Annotated in this window: 22 protein-coding genes; 9 read left to right on the top strand and 13 right to left on the bottom strand. The window is 59.9% G+C overall.

Translation table 11 applies throughout. The features are described 5' to 3' along the window. Positions 1-11: 11 nt before the first annotated feature. Positions 12-983, bottom strand: coding sequence for a response regulator (locus tag CK911_RS20580; RefSeq protein ID WP_098972284.1), 972 nt, complete (start codon positions 981-983; stop codon positions 12-14). A gap of 238 nt (positions 984-1,221) precedes the next feature. Here CK911_RS20580 and CK911_RS20575 point away from each other — a divergent pair, with 238 nt between their 5' ends. The 3 genes from CK911_RS20575 to CK911_RS20565 all read left to right on the top strand — a co-directional run bounded on the left by CK911_RS20575 (position 1,222) and on the right by CK911_RS20565 (position 3,616). Further along, positions 1,222-1,920 carry a DnaT-like ssDNA-binding domain-containing protein gene (locus tag CK911_RS20575; RefSeq protein WP_068977762.1) on the top strand — a complete coding sequence of 233 codons (699 nt, stop codon included), beginning with the start codon at positions 1,222-1,224 and terminating at the stop codon, positions 1,918-1,920. 71 nt (positions 1,921-1,991) lie between these two features. After that, complete coding sequence (locus tag CK911_RS20570) at positions 1,992-2,846, top strand: DnaA/Hda family protein (RefSeq protein ID WP_042018578.1); 855 nt, start codon at positions 1,992-1,994, stop codon at positions 2,844-2,846. Positions 2,847-2,980: 134 nt separating this feature from the next. Then, positions 2,981-3,616, top strand: a complete 636-nt coding sequence (locus CK911_RS20565; protein ID WP_098972282.1) for an SDR family oxidoreductase — start codon at positions 2,981-2,983, stop codon at positions 3,614-3,616. Between the two features lie 109 nt (positions 3,617-3,725). Here CK911_RS20565 and CK911_RS20560 read toward each other — a convergent pair whose 3' ends face one another. The 4 genes from CK911_RS20560 to CK911_RS20545 all read right to left on the bottom strand — a co-directional run bounded on the left by CK911_RS20560 (position 3,726) and on the right by CK911_RS20545 (position 8,560). Next, positions 3,726-4,922, bottom strand: a complete 1,197-nt coding sequence (locus tag CK911_RS20560) for an ABC transporter permease (protein WP_098972280.1) — start codon at positions 4,920-4,922, stop codon at positions 3,726-3,728. Further along, positions 4,922-6,076, bottom strand: coding sequence for an ABC transporter permease (locus CK911_RS20555; RefSeq protein ID WP_098972278.1), 1,155 nt, complete (start codon positions 6,074-6,076; stop codon positions 4,922-4,924). Before CK911_RS20555 ends, CK911_RS20560 begins: the two co-directional genes overlap by 1 nt. After that, positions 6,076-7,080: an HlyD family secretion protein gene (locus CK911_RS20550; protein ID WP_098972276.1), complete on the bottom strand. Its 1,005-nt coding sequence runs from the start codon at positions 7,078-7,080 to the stop codon at positions 6,076-6,078. The genes CK911_RS20555 and CK911_RS20550 overlap by 1 nt, the downstream gene beginning before the upstream one ends. Positions 7,081-7,153: 73 nt before the next feature. Continuing rightward, positions 7,154-8,560, bottom strand: coding sequence for a TolC family protein (locus CK911_RS20545; RefSeq protein ID WP_172954076.1), 1,407 nt, complete (start codon positions 8,558-8,560; stop codon positions 7,154-7,156). Positions 8,561-8,869: 309 nt separating this feature from the next. Between CK911_RS20545 and dusB the strand changes: the two genes are divergently transcribed. The 6 genes from dusB (at position 8,870) to CK911_RS20515 (ending at position 13,889) form a co-directional block, all read left to right on the top strand. Further along, complete coding sequence (dusB, locus tag CK911_RS20540) at positions 8,870-9,835, top strand: tRNA dihydrouridine synthase DusB (protein ID WP_042018587.1); 966 nt, start codon at positions 8,870-8,872, stop codon at positions 9,833-9,835. Positions 9,836-9,861: 26 nt separating this feature from the next. After that, entirely contained in the window at positions 9,862-10,158 is a 297-nt protein-coding gene (gene fis, locus CK911_RS20535; protein ID WP_005906654.1) for a DNA-binding transcriptional regulator Fis, read from the top strand. Between the two features lie 96 nt (positions 10,159-10,254). After that, positions 10,255-11,136, top strand: a complete 882-nt coding sequence (locus tag CK911_RS20530) for a DMT family transporter (RefSeq protein ID WP_098972273.1) — start codon at positions 10,255-10,257, stop codon at positions 11,134-11,136. A gap of 298 nt (positions 11,137-11,434) precedes the next feature. Next, positions 11,435-12,253 carry a DUF3100 domain-containing protein gene (locus CK911_RS20525; protein ID WP_042018592.1) on the top strand — a complete coding sequence of 273 codons (819 nt, stop codon included), beginning with the start codon at positions 11,435-11,437 and terminating at the stop codon, positions 12,251-12,253. Then, positions 12,250-12,708, top strand: coding sequence for a hypothetical protein (locus tag CK911_RS20520; RefSeq protein WP_253860354.1), 459 nt, complete (start codon positions 12,250-12,252; stop codon positions 12,706-12,708). The genes CK911_RS20525 and CK911_RS20520 overlap by 4 nt, the downstream gene beginning before the upstream one ends. Then, positions 12,708-13,889: a M20 family metallopeptidase gene (locus CK911_RS20515; protein ID WP_098972271.1), complete on the top strand. Its 1,182-nt coding sequence runs from the start codon at positions 12,708-12,710 to the stop codon at positions 13,887-13,889. The genes CK911_RS20520 and CK911_RS20515 overlap by 1 nt, the downstream gene beginning before the upstream one ends. A 90-nt stretch (positions 13,890-13,979) precedes the next feature. Here the strand turns inward: CK911_RS20515 and CK911_RS20510 are convergent, their stop codons facing one another. From CK911_RS20510 to CK911_RS20475, 8 genes are all read right to left on the bottom strand, one after another. Next, positions 13,980-14,939: a LysR substrate-binding domain-containing protein gene (locus CK911_RS20510; protein WP_098972269.1), complete on the bottom strand. Its 960-nt coding sequence runs from the start codon at positions 14,937-14,939 to the stop codon at positions 13,980-13,982. A 140-nt stretch (positions 14,940-15,079) separates the two neighbouring features. Next, a complete protein-coding gene (locus CK911_RS20505) occupies positions 15,080-15,709 on the bottom strand; it encodes a LysE family translocator (protein ID WP_098972267.1) in 630 nt (209 codons plus the stop codon). Between the two features lie 103 nt (positions 15,710-15,812). After that, positions 15,813-16,307 carry an acetolactate synthase small subunit gene (gene ilvN / locus CK911_RS20500; protein ID WP_005311605.1) on the bottom strand — a complete coding sequence of 165 codons (495 nt, stop codon included), beginning with the start codon at positions 16,305-16,307 and terminating at the stop codon, positions 15,813-15,815. 79 nt (positions 16,308-16,386) lie between these two features. After that, positions 16,387-18,105, bottom strand: coding sequence for an acetolactate synthase 3 large subunit (locus tag CK911_RS20495; RefSeq protein ID WP_098972264.1), 1,719 nt, complete (start codon positions 18,103-18,105; stop codon positions 16,387-16,389). A 391-nt stretch (positions 18,106-18,496) separates the two neighbouring features. Then, the gene (locus CK911_RS20490; RefSeq protein WP_098972262.1) at positions 18,497-18,649 is read right to left on the bottom strand and encodes a hypothetical protein; all 153 of its coding nucleotides are present in this window, start codon (positions 18,647-18,649) and stop codon (positions 18,497-18,499) included. Positions 18,650-18,686: 37 nt separating this feature from the next. Then, complete coding sequence (locus CK911_RS20485) at positions 18,687-19,796, bottom strand: MJ1255/VC2487 family glycosyltransferase (protein ID WP_098972259.1); 1,110 nt, start codon at positions 19,794-19,796, stop codon at positions 18,687-18,689. Further along, entirely contained in the window at positions 19,793-20,296 is a 504-nt protein-coding gene (locus CK911_RS20480; RefSeq protein ID WP_098972257.1) for a phosphatase PAP2 family protein, read from the bottom strand. Before CK911_RS20480 ends, CK911_RS20485 begins: the two co-directional genes overlap by 4 nt. Positions 20,297-20,421: 125 nt before the next feature. Beyond that, positions 20,422-21,042, bottom strand: coding sequence for a TetR/AcrR family transcriptional regulator (locus CK911_RS20475; protein ID WP_042018605.1), 621 nt, complete (start codon positions 21,040-21,042; stop codon positions 20,422-20,424). Between the last annotated feature and the right edge of the window lie 325 nt (positions 21,043-21,367).

Here is a 21,367-nt window from a genome sequence, read left to right as displayed (position 1 = left end):
GTCAGGTGGCATCAGTGATGGCGTACCTGCACATCCAGCGATCCGCCGCTGTCGCTACGAAACTGCAGAGCAAAGGGTTCATGCCAGCTGCGCTTGTGCAGGGCGTAGTGGCAACTGCGCATCAAGCCAAGGGGCAAGCCGCCGGAGCGCATCAACCAATGGGGAGAGGTGAGCCCGGCATTGGCGAACACCAGCCCATCGTGCTGATCAAACAGCAGCGCCGCCATGGCAAAGGAGTGACGCAGGCCGGACTCCATCAGCTGATGGTTGAGGTAGTCGAGTAACCGGTGTGGCTGGCTTAGCAGACGACTCTGGTGTTGCTGAAACTGGCGGTAGGGCACGTTCATCAGGGATCGCACCAGCGCCCCGCAAAATGCGGCATCTTTTCCCATGATGGGCAGCTCCATCACCAGCACCAACAGCTTGTCTTCCACCTTGAAAGTATCGGGAATAAACAGCTGCCCCAGCCCCTTGAAAGTGACCTGCCAGGGGCCCCACTCCTGCAAACCCGGCGGTTTCAGCCCCGCCAGCAAGCGGCTGGCCGCCCTGTCATGGGCACTGAAGTAGTCGATGTGATCCATCAGCTCCAATTGCTGCGCCCGGTTGGCGCTACCGTTAAGGGACTGCTCGATACTGCGCTCGACCAGCGCGAAATTTTCGAGGGGCTTGAGCAGATAGTCCCGCGCACCGGCACGCAGGGCGCTGGCGACCGCCTCCATGGTGCTCTGGGCAGAAATGACAATGACCGGAATATGGGGATAGCGAGCAGCGAGACAGGCTATCACCTCATGGCCATCCATATTGGGCATATTGAGATCGCACAGCACCACGTCGGGATGGTAGAGCGCCGCCGCCGATAGCCCTTCAATGCCATCTTCGGCCTGAAACACTGTGGCCCCGTCCCGTGCGAGGTAACTCACTAACGAGTGGCGAAAAACGGCCTCGTCCTCCACCACCAGGATCCGTAGCCCAGCTTTTGGCATCTTGATAAAAACCTTATTAGTCAATTGGTTATTCAGGTATAAAGACTAGCTCAAAAGTGCGCTCAGCGCGGAAACCCTGCGTCAAAAATAGACCTCGATCGCGAGATAGCTTCAAGAGAACCCCATCCAACCGTGCCAATATCTTCGCTCGGGGAGTCGTCGGCTGCGACCGCCATCTGAATTGTGCAAGTGGGCGCCTTAAGGGATAATGCCCCCACGTAGGATCACAAAGAACACCATGACCCCAGCCGAATACAGCGCCCTTGCCCACCCCAGATTGTCCCATCCGGCGCGCAGTCTCTATACCCTGCAACTGCGCAGACTGGTGCTGGAAAATCAGCTGGCCCGGCTCAACTACCCCGAGCTTGGCCGCGCATTGGCAGTGGTCGACCCGGGCGATCCCAGCGGTTTCTCGTTTCAGGTCAATGCCCGCCAGCTGACCGAGCTGTTCGACGAACTCATGGAGGCTGGGCTGTTGCAGGTCGAAGCACAGGCAGAGAGTGAGCACTACCATCAGTGTCCGTTTCTGCTGCCACTACTGGTCCAGAAACAGCGCAGTCCGCTGCCGGAGCGCCCCTTCCAGATGCACCTGCAGTGGCGACCGGATGAGGAGCTGCCCGCCCTCGCCCGCCTGTGCGGGGTGATCGATGCCAGCTACAACGAAGAGGATTTGGGGGAGTTTATCGCCTACTGGCTGGGGCGTCCCGAGGTGTTCGACTCCCAGCATCAATGGATGCTCAAATTCATTCGCGCCCTCAAGACCCGCCGCTATACCCGCCGCAAGCCGATGGAGGAGCAGGGTTACCAGCAGGTGACGCCGGCCCCTGCCGAGGCTGGCCCGAGCAAACGGGCCCAGCAGATGATCGAAGAGGCCAAGCGGCTGGCCCAACAGCAAACGCAGGAACAAGCGCCGCAACAGGAGCCGGATAATGATTGATAGCGGCCCCTGCCTGCAGGCAAAATCAACCCCCTGTCTACCCATCCCTGACCGAGCAGAAGGAGCATTCCATGACTGACCCGCAAGATCCCCTGCGCCAGGAGCTGGAAGAGATCGAAGCCAAGCGCAAGAGAATCGCCAAGGCCAAGCAGGATCATCGCATTCACGATCCCGAGCTGAGCCAGCACGTTGGCGGCCTGCTGGAGCGCATTCGTCGCCTGCAGGCCGAGACCGGCGGCGGCCAGTATGATTACGAGACCCTGCGCAAGGAGTACGACGCCAAGGCCAACGCCGAGGTGCGCGAGCTGCAGAAGGCAGCCCGGCAGGAGCGGATCCAGAAGCTGATTGCCCAGGCTGACCTTAACCCGGACTGGGTGTTCGAAAAGATGGATGCCACTGATCCCGCGCTGCAATACCCCGTCGAAACCGCCCGTTACTTTATCAGCGGTTTCGAGCACTGGGAGAAGAGCGGCGGCGGCTGCATGCTGATCTACGGCGACTATGGCACCGGCAAATCTACCCTGGCGGGTGCCGTGGCGCACGAGCTGATCGCTCTTCACCAGAAATCGGTGATCTTCCAGCAGTGGGCCTCCATCGTCGATCGGCTGTTCTTCAACGTGATCCCCGATCAGGATGAGCGCAACCAGTATCGCCGTGCGCTGGAAGAGGTGGATCTGCTGATCATCGACGAGGTATCGGCCAACCGCGCCAAGATGGCGGAGAGCCAGTCCAGCTTCCTCGGCCACCTGCTGCGCCGCCGTCGCAACCTGTCAAAGAGCGTCATCATCATCACCAACCACACACCCCAAAGCCTGCATCAGGCGATCGGTGATTTCAGCTACGAAGCGATCAAAGCGTTCAATCCGGTGGATATCCACCTGAGCGGCCCCAGCCGTCGCCCCAGCATCGGCAACTACAACGGCTGATCCCCTCTCAGTGGGTGCGAGTCGCTGGCGGCTCGCACTCTCTCCTCCCTGTTAGCTCACAAATAGAAACAACTCTCATTTACAGCGAGCGAACAAGCCACTAGGCTAGTCCCTTTTGCCAAGGGAGCCCATCTATGCCAACCACACTGATTTTCGGAGCCAGCCGCGGGCTGGGCCGCGCCTTTACCCACCACGCCCTGAGTGCGGGCCATTGGGTGGTGGCGCTGGTGCGCAGCCCCGAGATGGCCACCGAGCTGGGTGCGCTGGGAGTGGAGGTGATCGAAGGGGATGCGCTGGATCCGGCTGCGGTGCAGCAGGCCTGCATTGCGGCAGGGCAAGATGCCTGCGTTGTCTCCACCCTCGGCAGCTTCCGTCAGGCAGCACCAGTGGACTATCAGGGCAACCGACATGTGATCGATGCCATGGAGCAGGCTGGCCTCAAGCGACTGCTGCTGGTCACCTCCCTCGGCTGCGGCGACAGCTGGCAATATCTGCCACAGCGAGCCCGCGCCGCCTTCGGCCACGAGGTGCGCCTCAAGAGTCTGGCGGAGAGCTGGCTGCAGACCAGCCCCCTCGCGTGGACCATTCTGCGCCCGGCGGGCCTGCAGGATGGCGAAGCCACCGGCCGCGCTGAGCTGAGTCAGGGCAAGGAGGTACATGGACTGGTGCGCCGCGCCGATGTGGCCGCCCATGGCCTGCGCCTGTTGGAGGATGAGAAGGCAGTGGGGCAGATCTACGCCATCGGCGATCCCGAGCTCCAGCATGGCTAAATCAGCTCCATCTTCATAAATCCAGCGCATACAAAAACGGTCAGCCCAAGGGCTGACCGTTTTTTGCTTCATTGTACACGCCATCTCACGCGCACTTGCCCTATCCCGCTTAACCGGCGGTCGTTTCACTCTGCACGACCGGCTGACTGGCCACTGGCAGCGACTGCTGCCGCCAGCGCAGCAGCAGACAGGCCAGCACGCCGTAGAGCAGCGCCAGCCCCCACAGCTGCCACCAGTAACGGGAGACCTGTCCGAAGTCGGCCCCCATCTGGTTGAGGCGCAGAAAACCCTCGATGGCGGGGATAGTGGGTACCCACTGAGCCAGCCAGTTGAGGGGCGCCGGGATCAGCTCCAGCGGCCAGATAAAGCCCGCCAGAAAGACCAGCGGCAGGGAGGAGAGCAGCACCACCTGAGTGGGCAGGTCCCTGCGGGTAAACAGGGCACCCAGCACCACCCCGAGCCAGCAGGTCGCCAGCAGGAACGGCAGGGCGAATAGCCACAGCTCCAGCGGATCGGCATGGCGGGCGATGTTGTAGTGATCGAAGCAGAAGCCGAGGAAGTAGCTCACCGGCAGCAGGAACAGCCCCGCCAGCACCAGGGTTCTGGCCAGCAGCAGCGGCAATACCGGCGCGCTTTGCCAGTAACCGTGCTCGCCACGGCCACTGCGCTGGTTCTGGGTCGCCCCCAGGATCCCCGCCCCCATCAGTAACACCTGATGGAGGATCAGCACGAATACCGCAGGTACCACGTAGTTCACGTAGCCCATGGTGGGGTTGAACACCGGCACCACATTGAGGGCCACCGCATTCCAGCCCATGGTTGCTTGCGGCAGTGCCTCGCCATGGCTCAGCAAGCGCGCCACCTTCACCTGTGCCGCCAAGGTGCCGCCGGCCTGCGCCAGCCCTTCGGCAATGGTGCCGTAGACCAGAAAGTAGGAGGCATCACCGGCATAGCTCAGGGTGACGCTCTTGCCCTGCATCAGATCCCGATAGAAGTGGTTGGGAATGTGCAGGATCCCGCTCGCCTCCCCGGCCATCATCAGCTGGCGCGCTTCGGCCAGCGAATGGGCCCGCGCCACCAGCTTCACCTGCGGCGTGGCATCGGCCATAAACTCCAGCTGACGGGACAACTGGCTGCCATCCTCATTGACCACCACCACTGCTTCTTCCCGCGGCAACTGATGCAGATAGGGCTGGGGATAGAGGAACGAGTAGAAAAACACACCGCCAAACAGGGTCAGTATGATGGCGCGATCCGCCAGCAGGGTGCGCAGCTCTAAACGCAACAGATCAACAAATCCAAGCATCACTGCGGCTCCTTCTCTGCCACTGGAACTACGGCTGATTGACGGGCCAGTTCTGCCTGCTGTTTATAACGGCGCACCACCAGCAGCAGGGGGAGCAGGAACAGCAATAACGCCCCCAGTTGCGGCAGGGCGGATGCGAGGGGCAAGCCGTAGTTGCTCTGGCCAATCTGCAATTCAACATAATGGGAGACCGGCAACAGGCTGCGCCAGAACTGGGCAAAATCCCCCATGGCGCTCACCGGAAAGGTGACCCCCATGAAAGCGAAACCGGGCGCAGTGTAAGCCCCCGCTAACGACAGGGCGCGCGCCGGATCCCGAATGATGCCGTAGAAAAAGGCTCCCATGGTGACGCAGGCGGCCGAGGCCAGCCCCAACCCGACCGTCAGCACCAACCAGCTGCCGTGCATTGGATAAGCGAACCCCTTGAACAGCAGCAGCGTCCAGGCCAACCCCCAGCCCCAGCCAATCAACACATGGGGCAGCAGGGTGCGCCACAGGCCGAACCAGACACCGCGAGTGGTCCAGTCCAGTCCCAGCCGGTCGGTGCGGGCCAGCGCATTGAGGCCAAACAGTACCACCAGGATCTGCCACACCGCCGGCAGAATGGCACTCAGCAGAAACTGGGCATAGCTGGAGTTGAGGTTGTAAAGCGCCGTTATCTGACTGCTGATAGGCACCGACTGCCCGAGCGCACCAGGCAATGCTTTACCGTCGGCCATCGCATCCAGCACCCCCACCTGACCGTTGAGGGTACCGACCACCTGTGCCAGCGCCGAGCTGACCAGCTTGGCGATCAGGATAAACTGGCCGTTGTTGAATACCGTCACCTGCGGCTGGGTACCCTGACGGGCATCCCGCTCCAGATGGTTGGGGATCACCACCAGTGCATAGATGTCGCCGCCGCGCAGGGCGTGCGCCCCCGCATCGATGGAGTCAAACTGGTTGGCCACCTTGAGTCCGGCCGAGCCATCCAGCGAGAAGGCGAGCTGGCGCGACAGCACGCTTCGATCCAGATCCACCAGCCCCACTTTGAGGTCGCGGGCCAGCCCTGCCGAGAAGATCCAGCAGAGGATCCCCATCAGCAGCAGCGGCACCCAGCTCATCAGGGCGCGGCTGAACGGGTCCTGCCACAGCAGCCGAAATTCACGTCCCATCAGAGTTCGACCAGCACACTCATGCCAACCCGCAACCCGTCAACCGGTTGCAGCGGGCGGGCCTCCACCTGAAAGCTCTTCATATCAAAGCCCTGACGGGTATCGGTGGCACGCCAGGTGGCGAAATCCCCCATCACGGCCACATGGGTCACCTTGAAGCGCACCATCTGGTCGCCAAGGCCCGGGATACGGGCATCAAACTCGGTATCCACGGAGAAACGCGGCAACAGATCTTCGCGAATATGGAACTGGGCCCAGGCATCGTTCATGTCGAGCAGGGTCACCACCGGAAAACCTTGTGGCGCCAACTCACCGCTGCGCAGCAGCACCTGGCTCACTTCGCCGCCATGGGGACTATTGATGCGGGTATCGGCCAGATAAGCCTCCACCTCAGCCACCGAGCCTGCCGCCATATTGGCTTTCTCACGGGCGGCGACCTTGGTCTCTTCCCGCGCCCCTTCCAGCGCCATCTGATATTGCTGCCACGCCATCCCTTCGCTGTACTTGGCGGCTTGCCACGCAGTCCAGGCCTCATCACGCTTTTGCAGCGGCATCACGCCATCGCGATGCAGGCTGGCGATCCGTTCATAGGTCTTGCCACGCAGCTGGGCGGCAGCCTTGGCCTTCTGCCACTGATCCTTGGCGGCGGCGATCTGCTGGGAACGGGCCCCTTTTTCAGCCTCTTGTGCCATGGCGCCAGCGGCCGCTTCACCGGCTTTCGCCTGGCTCAGCTTGGCCTCGATTTCCGGACTGGCCAGGGTAAAGACCAGCTGATCCTTACTCAGCTGATCGCCCTTTTTCACCAGCACCTCGTCAATACGCCCCGGCACCTTGGAGGAGACCGAATATTGCTGCGCTTCGATCTGCCCTTGCAGATGCACCGGCTCAGGCTGATAGGCCAGCCAGAAACGCCAGCCCAGCCACACCACCAGGATCACCAGCGCCAATGGCAACAACAGCGGTTTACCCTGGCTCATCTTCTTTTTGATGGGGGGATGGCTCATCACTTCACCTCGACAAACTGGCGACCCTTGACGGTCGAAACAGACATGAAAAAAGAAACAGACAGGGCGGCAATCACGAGTTCACCTCGATCACCTGACCATGCTGATATTGATTGAAACTGTTCATCTGGCCGGAGAGGGCCAGCAGACGGGCCAGCGACACCACATATTGATAAGCCGCCGCCGCGCGCTGGGTCTTGACCCCCGCCAGCTGGTTACGGGCATCCACCACATCAAGGGAGGTAGAAAGCCCCTGCCCGAAGGCTTTATCCCGCAGCAGCACGTTCTCCTCTGCCAGCGCTTGGGTAGACGAGAGTGACTGATACTCCTCCAGCCCTTGTGCCGCTTCGCGCCAGGTCTTCTCTACCAGCAACTCCAGATCCTGGCGGGTCTTGGCTTGCAGCAGATTTACCTGCAGCTCGGCACTCTTGGCCGCCTGTACCGTCTCGGAGCGGCCATCGCGGCTGATCAGCGGCATGCTGACGCCCACCCCCACCAACCAGTCCGGGGCAGTCTTGGAAGCCAGCGAATCATCTTCATAGAGGTTGTAGTTGCCGAACATGAACACTTCGGGGGCATATTTGCCCTTCTCCATCCGGATCATCCCCTTGGCTTGCTCTTGCTTGGCGCTGAGCAGCTTAAGACCGGGGTGCACGTCCAACGTCTGACTTACCAGCCCATCGAGTCTGGGCAACTCTTTATTGACGAACAGGCCACTGCCCGGCTCTGCACTCGGCAATTTGAGCATATGGCCGAGGGCCAGCTCGGCGATCTCGAGACCACGACGTGACTTCTGGGTATCGATACGGGCCCGGTCATAAGCCGATTGAGCCGAGAGCCGCTCCACCTTGGCGATCTGGCCCTGAGCCTCGAGCTTTTTGGCATGATCCAGATGGTGGGCCAACCCGTCCTCGATCTCCTGCTTGGTCATCACCACTTGAGCGGCCAGCACCACCCCGAAATAGGTCTGGGATAGGCTTTCAAAGGTGGCTTGCTGCTTGAGCACCAGCAACTGCTGCGCCTCGCTCACCTGCGCCTGACGGATATCCTGCGCCGCATCGATACGACCACCGGTAAAGAGCGGCCAGAGCATCTTGACCGAGCTGGTTACCACGTTCTGCTTGGTCAGCGGGGTGACAAAATCATCCGGACTAAGGTGGAACTTCTGCATGAGTGGCGCCAGCACCTGACCCAACTCCGGATGGCTGGCAATGGGGTTGAGATCCATCATGTCCAGCTCCACCGGCTGATCGAGGCGGGTATAGCTGGCCCCCAAATCCACCTTAGGCAGATACATATCCTTGGCGGCCTCGCGCAGTTGCTTGGCCCGGTCCACCCCGGCCTGCTCGGCGGCCAACCCTTCATCCTGCTGGATGACCCGGGTCCAGGCTTCGCCGAAGCTGATGGTCTGTGCCTGCGCCGATCCCAGCACGACCCCCATCAGACACGGCCAGAGTGATTTAATGAACCTTGACGTCATAGTTCCCCAATCCGCTTTTGTTGCATACACGCACATGTTACATAAATGTTTGGAGCATTTGCTCGACTTTAGCCGGCTATCATAACGCAAAGCAGGCCCACAAGTGGACTGTCAATTATGCAGACAACCGACATAGCTAGTACAGCCATCCCGCATGTGCAATCTGGCCGTTTTTCAATAACTCCAGAATTTGCAAGCCTTGGCGCGACGTTTTTTTCAGAAAAAAATGGCTGACGCTCAAATACTAACCTTTTCTCCTGCCTAAAAAATGCGTAATATACGCCGCCCTAAGCCGATGGTAACCGTGGAATGCAGATAGGTCCCCACACGCTTGAAACACCCTTGATTGTGGCTCCCATGGCCGGTGTAACAGACCGACCGTTTCGTGAACTTTGTTTGCGATTGGGGGCTGGCATGGCCGTTTCCGAGATGCTGCTGGCCAACCCGGATGTCTGGGATACCCAGAAAACCAGGATGAGGATGGATCACTCTGCAGAAGGCGGTTTGCGATCGGTCCAGATTGCCGGGGCCGACCCCGAGATGATGGCGTTTGCTGCCCGCTACAACGTGGAGCAGGGCGCACAGATCGTCGACATCAACATGGGATGTCCGGCAAAAAAAGTGAATAAGAAGCTGGCAGGCTCAGCCCTGCTGCGTGTACCCGATCAGGTCAAAGCAATTTGCCGGGCCGTGGTGGATGCAGTAGAGGTCCCTGTCACCTTGAAGATCCGCACAGGATGGGATCCGGATAACCGCAATGGCGTGGAGATCGCCCGAATCGCCGAAGATTGTGGTATCGCGGCCCTCGCCGTGCATGGTCGTACCCGTGCCTGCCTTTATCGGGGCGAAGCGGAGTACGACACAATCAGGGCGATTAAGCAGGCCGTATCGATTCCTGTTGTCGCCAATGGCGACATAGACAGCCCGGAGAAAGCCCGGTATGTCCTCGACTATACCGGTGTCGACGCCGTGATGATCGGCCGCGCAGCGCAAGGACGACCCTGGATTTTCCGGGAAATCCGTCATTTTCTTGAGACGGGCACCAAGCTGCCGCCTCCCGAAAGGGAAGAGGTTCGCACCCTGATGAACGAGCATGTAACCAACCTGCACCAGTTTTATGGTGCATATCTGGGAGCGCGCATTGCCCGTAAACACGTGGGCTGGTATCTGGATGAAGAAGAGACGGGCCGAGAATTCCGCAAGCACTTCAATGCCCTGGATTGTGCAGACGCACAACTCGAGGCACTCGAAGCGTATTTCGATGGATTAGGTTAACAAGATAACTAAAGAGCCGACCGAATATGTTCGAACAAACCCTGACTTCTGATGCATTGGTAACAACTACTCACAATCACGCTGCCGAGCCAACCCAGCGCCCCCTGCGTGACTCTGTGCAACAGGCCCTGCGTAACTACCTGGCCCAGTTGAACGGTCAGGAAGTGATTGAACTGTACGATATGGTTCTCTCCGAAGTTGAAGCGCCGATGCTGGACGTGATCATGCAGTACACCCGTGGTAACCAGACTCGCGCTGCCGTGATGATGGGTATCAACCGTGGCACTCTGCGCAAGAAGCTCAAGCGTTACGGCATGAACTGATTGTTGGCTGTCAGCCATTGATATGAAAGGCGCCCGGTAGCAATACCTGGCGCCTTTCCTTTATGCTCTCCCCTCCATTTCACTACTCTGCCCCCAATGAACCGCACACCCCTGCTGCTGATGGTACTGGTCACCCTGCTGGCCGCTGCTGGCTGGATATTCTCCAAAGAGGCGATCCACGAACTGCCCCCCGCCGCCTTTATCGGCAGCCGCTTCCTGCTGGCTGCATTATTGCTGCTGCCGCTGGCCTGGTTGCGCGAGCCGCCGCCAACCCGCGCCCAGCTGCTACGTGCCATTGGTTGCGGCACTCTGCTTGGCACCAGCCTGTTGCTGTGGGTCACCGCTATCAGCCAGAGCGATGCGCTCGGCAGCGGCGCTTTTATCATGAGCGTCGCCACCCTGATGGCGCCGCTGGCCGCCTGGGCCGCCTTCAAGAGCAAACCCGGTCGCCACTACTGGCTCACCCTGCCCATCGCCATCGCGGGTCTGCTGTTACTCTCCAGTAGTACCCACTGGGGCGTGTCGCTCTCGCTGTTCTGGTTTCTCGCTGCCGCGACGTCGTTGGGGATCCAGCTCGCCGTCCATCGCCACTTTGCCCAATCCATTCCCCCCACCTGGCTTACCTGCATCCAGCTGGCGATGACCGGCCTGCTCGGCACCCTGCTCTCCCTGCTGACCGAACAGTGGCCCGAGAGCGGGGTCAGCCACGGCATCTGGGGCTGGTTTGCAGCGAGCGTGCTCATTGCCACCACCCTGCGCTACTGGCTGCTTACCCACGCATTGAGCAAAATGACGACCGCCCACGCTGCCCTGATGATGCTGCTGGAACCGGTCTGGACCCTGATGCTGAGCACCCTTGTATATAACGAACCCCTCGGCGGCGCCAAACTGGCCGGAGCCGGACTGGTGCTCGGCGCCCTGGTGCTCTACCAGCTCCCCCTGCTGCTGCGCAGTGCCAAGCTAAAAGTACCGGCCTGATGAGAAGTACCGCCCCGAGGGGCGGTGCCATCCATCCCCCATTACCACTCATATGACCCCTATGCCGCCATCCTCGCCCTTCAACGCCTGCTAATGCTGACGTTCTGTTAACGGCATTTAACCCTTGGTATCCACAGGGTTAAAGGGCATACCCCATGAAAAAATGCCATATGGCCAGCTTGATGGAGGTCACATTCCTCCCCCGCAACCCTCCCTATCATGCCCCCATCATCCGCCAGCCCGTCAAGTTGGCGATGGTACTTAAGTGGAACACTCACGAATAACAAGAGAACACACCATGCAGCAAACCAGCACCCTCAAGACGGTCATGGTCAGCATATTGGCAACCGCCATGCTGATCTTTGTGGCCCAGTACCTGATAGGCAAGCAGGAGATCAAGATAGGCATCGCCATCATTCCGATCCTGCCGATGCTCTTTGCCGTCATCATCGGCATGATTGTCTCCGCCAAGCCGGTCAAGGATCGCATCCCCGGCTGGAAGAGCCTCTTCACCGAAAAAGAGGAGGGCTTCTGCGGCAAGATGGTGGGCTTCAGCCTGCTGATCCTGGGCACCCAGTACGCGGGGATGATCATCCCCAACCTGAAGATGATCCTGAGCGTCGGCGTGCCGCTGTTCCTGCAGGAGATTGGCAACCTGCTACCGATCCTGATCGCCATTCCGCTGGCGGTGAAGTTCGGCTTTGGCCGTCGCGCCATCGGGGCCTGCTCCTCTATCAGTCGTGAGCCGTCGGTCGCGGTCATTCAGGGCAAGTTCGGCACCGGCTCCCAGGAGTACATCGGCGTGCTGGCCATCTACCTGTGCGGCTCCGTCATCGGCACCCTCTGGTTCAGCGTGCTGGGCAGTATCGCCCCGCTCACCGGCCTGCATCCACTGGCGCTGGCCGCCGGTTCCGGCGTGGGATCAGGCTCCATGCTGAGTGCTGCCTCCGGTGCCCTGATCAACGGTCTCGATGAAGCGCTGGCCCAGCAGGTGCTGAGTATCGCGGCTGCCTCGAACCTGCTCTCGTCTGCCCTTGGCGCCCTCTCCCTCACCTATCTGGGTCTGCCGCTCGCTGAAAAAATCTATGCCCTGACTTCCAAAGGAGAGAAAGCATGAAAAGCATGAAAAGCATCGTAATGGATATGCGGTTCGTCTTTCTGGCGATCTTGCTGGCCATGTTTACCCAGACCCTGACTACCGGCACCCCGCTCTGGCTGATGGGTGACAGCTTCATCGCCATGTCGCTGGTGGTGTTCGCCTCGTTGATTGCCAAGCGCTACCTGCCCTCCTCCCTGCCGGCGTTTGCCTATGCCACCATCATCGGCATTCTCATCTGCCTGCCGGAGACCCCAGTGCGCGGCCTCTTTATCGATGCCGTTGCCAAGATCTCCTTCCTCTCCTGCTGCGTACCGCTGCTGGCCTTTGCCGGTCTCTCGGTGGGCGGTCAGCTGGAAGAGCTGAAGAAAATGTCCTGGAAAGTGATCCTGATCTTCATGATCGTCTCCACCTGCTGCTTCTTCGGCGCCTCGCTGGTTGCCCAGATCGGCTTCACCATGCAAGGGATCATCTGATGAGCAACATCCACATTGAATCGGCCCTGCTGGCCCTGCGCGACTTCAGCCACGAAGTGCGCCACCACCTGCACACCATTCCGGAGGCCTCCGGCGTCGAGTTCAAGACCTCGGCCTACTGTCGCGAGCTGATGACAAGCTTCGGCTACCGCCTCACCGACTACCCGGGTTTCACCGGTTTTCACGGGGATCTGGTGGTTGACCCGGTACTGCCGACCATCGCCTTCCGTGCCGATATGGATGGCCTCGAGATGCACGACATGAGCGACGTTGCGTTCAAGTCGAGCCATGAGGGGATGGCCCACAACTGCGGTCACGACTCCCACATGGCGATCGCCCTGACCGCCGCCAAGTTTCTGGCCGCCAACAAAGCGCGCCTGCAGTACAACGTCCGCTTTATCTTCCAGATGGCGGAAGAGGATATGCGGGTGCCGGGCGCCGAGAAAATGGTCGAACTGGGTTGCATGAAAGGGGTGGACGAGGTCTATGCCCTGCATAACGACGGCGCCATGGAGACCGGCACCATCAAGTTCAACAACGGTGTCATGTCCTCCTGGGGCTCCGCCTGGACGCTGGATGTGCACGGCATCTCCGCCCACGGCTCGACCCCCCACAAGGGGCTGGATGCCATCCGCGAAGCGGTGCGGATCATCGAAGATATGGACTACATCGTCGCCAAACGCACTAGTCCGTTCAGCCCGGCGGTGTTTGGCTGCGGCATGATCAACGGCGGCACCATCCCCAACGCCATCGCCGACCACGTGCAGGCGCGTGGCACCATCCGTGCCATGGATGCCGAGACCGACCAGATCCTGAAGAACAGCTTCAAGGAGATCGTGGCCCAGAGCGAACTGCGCGGCTTCAAGACCAAGATGGTCTATGCCGGTTATCCGGCGGTAGAGAACCACGCCGATGCCTGCGCCCGTCTGCTGCAAGCAGCCGCCGACGTATTGCCCGGCGAGGGGATCAACGCCCAGGGTCAGCCGATGACCGGTAGCGAGGATTTTAGCTACATGGTCAACGCCTGCCGTGGCCGCAAGGGTGCCATGTTCTTCCTCGGCAGTGGCTGTCAGGCCAAGGGGATCTGCAACTACCTGCACGCAAATCCCTACTACCTCGATGACGACTGCCTGTTAGTGGGAGCCCAGATCTTTATCAATCTGGCCACCTGCCGCGATTAATCCCGCATCCCGATAACACCAGAAGAGAGGCCATGGCCTCTCTTTTTTTATCTCTGCATTTTTGCTCTGTGCGCGGCAAACAACTTGCGGTTAGAGCCACGGCAGCTCCGCCATATTGGCGGCCGGCGGCTGGTTGATAAGGTGCAGCTGCACCGTCTCCCGGCTGATATGGGGGGCGTAGAGGTGGATAAAGTCATACATGTAATCGCGCAGATGGGCATGTTTGCGCAGACAGATGTGGGTGGCGCTCGAGGCGATCAGGTGGTCGATATTGAGGCTAACCAGATCCTCCCTGTCCCCCTCGTCAAAGGCCACGCTGGCGATCACCCCGACCCCCATCCCGAGCCGGACGTAGTGCTTGATCACGTCGGTGTCGGTGGCGGTCAGCACGGTTTTTGGCGAGAGGCCGTGGCGGCTGAAGGCCTTGTCCATCTTGGAGCGGCCGGTAAAGCCGAACACATAGGTGATGAGGGGATAGCGAGCCAGATCGGCCATCGACAGCGGCTGGCAGTCGATCAGCGGATGGCCGTGGGGCACCACCACGCTGCGGCCCCAGCGATGACAGGGGACGGCGGCCAGCTCGTCGAACAGATACATGGATTCGGTGGCGATCGCCATATCCACATCGCCGCTTTGCACCATCTGGGCCAACTGGGCGGGTGCCCCCTGATGGAGCTGGATCGCCACATCAGGGTAGCGACGGCTGAACTCGGTGATCACCGCTGGCAGCTTGTAGCGTGCCTGGGTATGGGTGGTGGCGATACGCAGCACCCCGCTGGTGGCCAATTGCTCCCCCAGCGACAGCTGGTTGATCTGCTCCACCTGCGCCACCACCCCCTTGGCCAGCTCCATCACCTTTTCGCCTGCGCTGGTCAAGCCGACCAGATTCTTCCCCTTGCGGGTAAAGAGGGCGAGCCCCAGCTCATCTTCCAGCATCTTCATCTGCTTGCTGAGGGTTGGCTGGGAGGTGTAGAGCTTCTCCGCCGTCGCCGAGATGTTGAAGTTGTTCTTCACGATCTCGGTAAAGTTCTTGAGCCGGGCGATGTTCATCTGGGCAAGGGATCTCGCTGCTGCGGCCAGTGGGGCTGGCCTGAAAAAGAGAGAACGGGGCTGGCCCCGCACCTGACCGCCGACCATACCACAGCGCCGCGCCGCGCACGATAACCTGCCCCAGGTCAGAAAGCGGCGTGCTAGTCGCAGGCGAGCTTGATCCCGAGCCCGACAAACAGGGTGCCGATGCCCCGATTGAGCCAGCGGCCAATCCGGGCAGGCAGCTTCACCTTGTTGCGAGCGTATGCCGTGCTGAAGACCAGCAAGTGGCACCAGATCATCCCGTTCAGGTTGAAGATGCAGCCGAGCAGGATAAAGGCGAGCGCCTTGTCGGGAGCATCCGGCGCAATGAACTGGGGCACGAAGGCGAGGAAAAAGAGCGCCACCTTGGGGTTGAGCACATTGGTCAGTACCCCTTGCCGGTAGATCCGGCCATAGGAGAGCGCAGGCAGCGTAACCGCAGCACCTGCAGTACTGTTCGCCGCCGGCTGGCGAAACAGCGAGACGCCAAGATAGACAAGGTAGAGGGCGCCAGCCAGCTTGATGACCGTAAACAGCTCTGCCGAGGCGCTGAGCAGGGCCGACAGACCAAGGGCGGCAGCCAGCACATGGATCATGGTGCCGGTTCCTATCCCCAACGCGGCCGCCGAACCGGCACGCCATCCCTGCGACCCGCTGCGAAGCATGATGAGCAGGGAGTCCGGCCCCGGCATCATGTTGAGCAGCAGGCCCGAGACCACAAACAGCGCCAGATCATGAATACCGAACATAGACTCCATCCTCGTATAGATAAACCAAACAAAGAGGGCTCCGCAGAGCCCCCTTCCATCTTATTTTCAACCCGTCTGACCGAGCCGCCGCAGCATTTCTGCCTTAAGGGCGCAGCGCCTTGTCCGCCCGGGAGATGCCGCAGACGCCGGAGCGCACCACTTCGATGATCTCGTTGGTCTGGGCGGCGGTCTTGATAAAGGCATCCAGCTTCTCGCTGGTACCCACCAGCTGCACCGTGTACTGCTCGGGGGTGACATCGACGATCTGGCCACGGAAGATATCCGCCAGCCGTTTCAGCTCGTCACGGGCACCACCGGCGGCGCGTGCTTTGACCAGCGCGATCTCCCGCTCGATATGCTCCCCTTCGCTCAAGTCACACACCTTGAGCACATCCACCAGCTTGTGCAATTGCTTCTGGATCTGCTCCAGCACCCGCTCGTCCCCCATTGTGACGATAGTCATGCGCGACAGGGTGGGATCCTCGGTGGGCGCCACCGTCAGGGTCTCGATGTTGTAGCCACGCTGGGAGAAAAGGCCCACCACGCGGCTCAGGGCGCCGGATTCGTTTTCCAGCAGAACGGAAATAATATGTCTCATGATATTTCCCCCGCCTTGTTCTGCGACATCTCTTCAACGGCGGATTCCACCAGTACGACCGAAATAATATGTTCCATCGTCAGGTCCTCTCCGTCTTGCTCAGCCACATCTCGTCCATGGCACCAAACTTGATCTGCATCGGATAGACATGCTCATCCGGGTCAACCGAGATATCCATAAACACCAGCCGATCCTTCATGGCGAAGGCCTTCTCCATGGCGCTCTCCAGCTCGGCCGGATCGCTCACCGCGATGCCGACGTGGCCGTAGGCTTCCGCCAGTTTGACGAAGTCCGGCAGGGACTCCATGTAGGAGTGGCTGTGACGGCCGCCGTAGAACATCTTCTGCCACTGCTTGACCATGCCCAGCGCACGGTTGTTGATGGAGATGATCTTGATGGGTACCCCATACTGCAAGCAGGTAGAGAGCTCCTGAATGTTCATCTGCACCGAGCCATCACCGGTGACGCAGCAGACCACTGCATCCGGGTTGGCAAACTGGGCCCCCATGGCGGCCGGAATGCCAAAGCCCATGGTGCCAAGGCCGCCAGAGTTGATCCACTGACGCGGTTTGGCAAACGGGTAGTAGAGAGCCGCAAACATCTGGTGCTGGCCCACGTCGGAGGCGACGAACGCCTGACCCTGAGTCACCTTGTAGAGGGTCTCGATCACCTGCTGTGGCTTAATCTGGGTAGCCGACTTTTCGTAGGCGAGGCAGTGACGGGAGCGCCACTGGTTGATCTGGCTCCACCAATCCGTCATCGCCTGATGATCGTTAGCAAAGCCACACTCGCGGATCACCTCCAGCATCTGCTCCAGCACGGTTTCTACCGAGCCAACGATGGGCACATGAGCCTGCACCGTCTTGGAGATGGATGTCGGATCGATATCGATATGCACTATGGTGGCATTGGGGCAGAACTTGGTCACGTTGTTGGTAACGCGGTCATCGAAGCGGGCACCCACGGCAAAAATCAGATCCGCATTGTGCATGGTCTTGTTGGCTTCGAAGGTGCCATGCATCCCCAGCATGCCAATAAATTGCGGATGTATACCGGAGAAAGCACCCAACCCCATCAGAGTGGTGGTCACTGGCAGGTTCAGCAGCTCCGCCAGCTTGGTCACCAGATGATCCGCATTGGCGTTGATGGCACCGCCGCCCACGTACATCACCGGTCGCTGGGCATCCACCAGCAGCTTGGCAGCCCGCTTGATCTGGCCTTTGTGGCCGGACTTGGTCGGGTTGTAGGAGCGCATGCTCACCGACTCGGGATATTGGTAGGGAAATTTCTCTTTCGGGTTCTGCACATCTTTGGGCAGATCCACCACCACAGGCCCCGGGCGGCCGCTGGCGGCAATGTAATAGGCCTTCTTGATGGCCTCGGGAATATCGCTCGCCTTCTTGCACAGGAAGCTGTGCTTCACCACCGGGCGGGAGATACCGATCATGTCGGTCTCCTGGAATGCATCCTCACCGATCATGGTGGTCGGCACCTGGCCGGAGAGGATCACCAGCGGAATGGAATCCATATAGGCGGTGGCAATACCGGTAATGCAGTTGGTCGCCCCGGGGCCTGAGGTCACCAGCACAGTCCCCACCTTGCCGGTGGAGCGGGCGTAGCCGTCAGCCATGTGAACCGCGGCTTGCTCGTGGCGCACCAGCACATGCTCCATCTTGCCGTTTTCGAAGAGTGCGTCATAGATGTCGAGCACCGAGCCACCAGGGTAGCCAAAGACGTGCTCCACCCCCTGATCTTCCAGCGCTCTAACCACCATCTGGGCGCCTGATAACATCTCCATGATAAAGCCCTCCAGGCTTTGCTCCGTTTTGCGAATCCCGTCAACGGTGCAGTGCTTCCCGGCACAACCCGACCCGTTTCTTGTTGTTATCTGAATGCAGATCGGGCTAATTCCGCCCCGTTGACCGGTGAAAAAAAGGATTTTTCAATCATTCACCCGAAAATCGGGTGAAAAACCAACTTAACCCGCTTCATAACGCTTGTCCACGGCTTTTCCTGACCAGAACAGTCATACATTTCAACCCACTATTAACATTCAAGGAGTTGGCATCGCAGCCATGAGATAAAAGGGAAGCAACTCGGGGAATGGCCAGCAAATCATCTCGCCGAGGGGAACAACGGCCACAAAAAAGCCCACCAGTCAGCGGTGGGCTTGATGCCGGATGATCGACTCAGTTGTCCTGATCCGGCTCCGCCAGCCAGATCTGCTGATCCGGATCTGTCTCTTCACTGACCGAGATGCTGACACCCATATCCAGCAATTCATGCAGGGTCAGATTATCTGCCAGCGTCATGGTTTCGCCATTCTCATTGGTAAAGCGCATTTGCTCCGTCCTCTCCTTGGTGGGCTCGCCTTTCAGTCTAGTCAACAACGCTCACTTGCGATAACCAGCAACTGGATAAACAGTCCCCGCCATCCAGCTCGCTCAAACGATCACTCACCTCCTCCGGAAACAGGGTGCGAGCCCAGAGCCGACGTGACAGCGACGCCACGCTCTCATCGGCACCGGCCGCCAGCCAGCGGGCCAGTTCCCCCGCCACATCGGGGTAGCAGACAGCCCCCAGCGAAGGACTGTCGAGCCAGCTGCGCACCAGATTGGCATCGAGGCAGTCCATCAGGGTCGCCAGCCCCATCATCTCGAGGGTCTTGCCGTTGGTCAGTTGCTCAAACTGCCCGCCAAGGGGTTTGACCAGCATCTTCTTGCCGAGGGTGAGTGCCTCGGAGGCCAACTCGAAGCCCGCATTGGAGATGACGCCGCGACAACCGGCCAGCACAGCGATAAACCCGTGCCGCGACGGCGGCTCGAAGCGCAGGTTGCGCCACTGGCTGGGGGTGCGGATGGCGGGGTGAAAGCAGACGAAGCGCTGCTGACCAAAGCGCGACAGCAGGGCGGCGATCGCCTCGGTCTGCTCGAACGGCAGATAGACCAGGATCTCGCCGTTATCCGGCGCAGTGGAAATGGGGTCGATCACTGGCGGCAACAAGGGGTGGCCGAAGTGAAACCAGTGCAGCCCGAGCGGTTGATCCACCGGGGCAAAGTGGCGCATCAACTGACGGCTGACCCCATCCTCCCCCCAGCGCGGGATCGGCCAGTTGAAACTGGCCTGATGGCTGATGGTGAGGCTCGGCTTGCCATAACGGCGGGCGGCGTGGGCGGTCAACGGCTCAAAATCGCTCACCACCAGATCGTATTCGCTGCAATCGAGGGCCCGCAGATCCCGCCAGAAGGTGAGCGGCGAAGCGGCCTGCAGGGTACGCCACGGCGAGACCCGCCCCTCGTGACTGATAAAGGTGAGCCCGGCAAACGTGCGGTAGGCGCCAAACTCCTCCATGTCGAAATAGCGGTCGGCAGGGCGACCGCTGAAGAGATAGTCCACCTCGACTCCGGCCGTGCGTAACGCCCGTGCAAGGGTGCGACTGCGGCTGATATGGCCGTTGCCGGTACCTTGCACACCAAACAGTATCCTCATGAATGGCTCCAGCCGAGCGCCAGCACGGCGCAACCGCCACCCAGCAAAGCACCGGCCACCAGATCGCTCAGGTAGTGAACCCCGAGCAGCAGCCGGGATGCCCCCACCAGCGCCGCCCAACCAAACAGCAGTGGTGCCCAGAGCGGAAAGCCGGTGGCCAGTATGGTGGCCATCAGAAAGGCGGCGGCGGTGTGGCCGGAGGGGAGACTGTAACGATCGGAGGGGGTGATAAAGACCGGCAAGCCGACCGGTCGCTGCCGTTTCAGGCTGTTTTTCAGCAGCAGATAGAGGGGCAGCTCGATGGCGAAGGCGAGCAGTGCCAGCTGCACCAGTTCCCGTTCGGGCTCCCCTTGCCACCAGAGCAGGACGGCCAGCACGGCGTAAAGCGGACCATCACCGGTGCGGGAGACAAGGCGGCTGACCCTCGCCTGCGGCCGGTTGTAGGCGTGAAGCAGGCAGACCCTGCATACCTGCTGGTCCCATTGCTGGATCTTGTTCATAACCCCTCCGTCCCTGAAATCTCTTGGCAGCATGAAGCCGAGGGATGACGTTACGTTGAACGGGGGATAACAGATTTATGAAAAAAGGGCCGAATGGCCCTTTTTAATCTCGACTGACAGCGGGATCAGTGGCTGCCGCGCAGACCGGTTTCCATCATACGGCAGTTGTGATCCGCCAGACGGGTCATGAAATTCTCATCCACCTTGAGGCCGAACACCTGCTCGTAGAGATCTTTCATCACGAACGGCTGCCACATCATGCTGAGGAAGGAGATCTTCAGCATCTCGGGATCCAGGTTATCACCCAGCTCGCCGTTAGACTTCATGGTTTCCAGCAGGGCGTCGAACTGCGGCAGCTGACGTTCCAGCAGGCGATTCAGCACAAAATCCCGACCAGGACTCTTCTCACTAGACAATGCGCTGGAGATAGCTGAAGTCAGCTCGCTGTTGGGCGCCATCACCTGATAGTAGGTATTGAGCATCTCATTGATGCTGTGATTGCTCTGCTCATCTTGCCAGGCGTGATCAAGCGGCTCGGCCACATCGCCCAGCACAGCTTTGTAAAGACCCTCTTTACTGCCGAAGTAGTAGTGGATCATGGCCAGATTCGAGCCAGCCAGCTCCGCGATTTCGCGGGTAGTCACCTTGCTATAGGGAGTATTGAGAAAACGCTCACGGGCAGCAGCAAGCAACTTGTCACGAATGTCAGAACGTCCGACCGGACGACCAGGTCTACGTTTTTCCATGAAACACCTCAGATAATGCAGTCAATGCTGATAAGTCGATCTGTTTGTGCAAATAATCGAGCACAGCAGGAATGACCAGATAATCGGTCATAGGCCGAATATGGGACAAGGAAATTTGCAGTCCTTTACAATCCGATTAAATATCTCAGCAGATTGCTCCTGACAATCCAGGTTGACACAGCATAAAAATCTCGATATTGGTAAAAGCGTTATCGACTGGATGGAACAACAACGTCATGCATATCGCCACCCCGCTACTACTACTTTCCCTAATCGCGTTAACTCGCGCGGGATCCTTGTAGCCGGGCTAAGGCATAGCCGGAAT

The sequence above is a fragment of the Aeromonas sp. CU5 genome (assembly GCF_002586745.1).
Lineage (GTDB): Bacteria > Pseudomonadota > Gammaproteobacteria > Enterobacterales > Aeromonadaceae > Aeromonas > Aeromonas sobria.
This window is presented reverse-complemented; position numbering and strand designations above follow the sequence as displayed.

Bases quoted from the DNA above. Each gene is read 5' to 3' on its own strand.
- CK911_RS20580 (WP_098972284.1), bottom strand. From the start codon at position 983: ATGCCAAAAGCTGGGCTACGGATCCTGGTGGTGGAGGACGAGGCCGTT.
- CK911_RS20575 (WP_068977762.1), top strand. From the start codon at position 1,222: ATGACCCCAGCCGAATACAGCGCCCTTGCCCACCCCAGATTGTCCCAT.
- CK911_RS20570 (WP_042018578.1), top strand. From the start codon at position 1,992: ATGACTGACCCGCAAGATCCCCTGCGCCAGGAGCTGGAAGAGATCGAA.
- CK911_RS20565 (WP_098972282.1), top strand. From the start codon at position 2,981: ATGCCAACCACACTGATTTTCGGAGCCAGCCGCGGGCTGGGCCGCGCC.
- CK911_RS20560 (WP_098972280.1), bottom strand. From the start codon at position 4,922: ATGCTTGGATTTGTTGATCTGTTGCGTTTAGAGCTGCGCACCCTGCTG.
- CK911_RS20555 (WP_098972278.1), bottom strand. From the start codon at position 6,076: ATGGGACGTGAATTTCGGCTGCTGTGGCAGGACCCGTTCAGCCGCGCC.
- CK911_RS20550 (WP_098972276.1), bottom strand. From the start codon at position 7,080: ATGAGCCATCCCCCCATCAAAAAGAAGATGAGCCAGGGTAAACCGCTG.
- CK911_RS20545 (WP_172954076.1), bottom strand. From the start codon at position 8,560: ATGACGTCAAGGTTCATTAAATCACTCTGGCCGTGTCTGATGGGGGTC.
- dusB (WP_042018587.1), top strand. From the start codon at position 8,870: ATGCAGATAGGTCCCCACACGCTTGAAACACCCTTGATTGTGGCTCCC.
- fis (WP_005906654.1), top strand. From the start codon at position 9,862: ATGTTCGAACAAACCCTGACTTCTGATGCATTGGTAACAACTACTCAC.
- CK911_RS20530 (WP_098972273.1), top strand. From the start codon at position 10,255: ATGAACCGCACACCCCTGCTGCTGATGGTACTGGTCACCCTGCTGGCC.
- CK911_RS20525 (WP_042018592.1), top strand. From the start codon at position 11,435: ATGCAGCAAACCAGCACCCTCAAGACGGTCATGGTCAGCATATTGGCA.
- CK911_RS20520 (WP_253860354.1), top strand. From the start codon at position 12,250: ATGAAAAGCATGAAAAGCATCGTAATGGATATGCGGTTCGTCTTTCTG.
- CK911_RS20515 (WP_098972271.1), top strand. From the start codon at position 12,708: ATGAGCAACATCCACATTGAATCGGCCCTGCTGGCCCTGCGCGACTTC.
- CK911_RS20510 (WP_098972269.1), bottom strand. From the start codon at position 14,939: ATGAACATCGCCCGGCTCAAGAACTTTACCGAGATCGTGAAGAACAAC.
- CK911_RS20505 (WP_098972267.1), bottom strand. From the start codon at position 15,709: ATGTTCGGTATTCATGATCTGGCGCTGTTTGTGGTCTCGGGCCTGCTG.
- ilvN (WP_005311605.1), bottom strand. From the start codon at position 16,307: ATGAGACATATTATTTCCGTTCTGCTGGAAAACGAATCCGGCGCCCTG.
- CK911_RS20495 (WP_098972264.1), bottom strand. From the start codon at position 18,105: ATGGAGATGTTATCAGGCGCCCAGATGGTGGTTAGAGCGCTGGAAGAT.
- CK911_RS20490 (WP_098972262.1), bottom strand. From the start codon at position 18,649: ATGCGCTTTACCAATGAGAATGGCGAAACCATGACGCTGGCAGATAAT.
- CK911_RS20485 (WP_098972259.1), bottom strand. From the start codon at position 19,796: ATGAGGATACTGTTTGGTGTGCAAGGTACCGGCAACGGCCATATCAGC.
- CK911_RS20480 (WP_098972257.1), bottom strand. From the start codon at position 20,296: ATGAACAAGATCCAGCAATGGGACCAGCAGGTATGCAGGGTCTGCCTG.
- CK911_RS20475 (WP_042018605.1), bottom strand. From the start codon at position 21,042: ATGGAAAAACGTAGACCTGGTCGTCCGGTCGGACGTTCTGACATTCGT.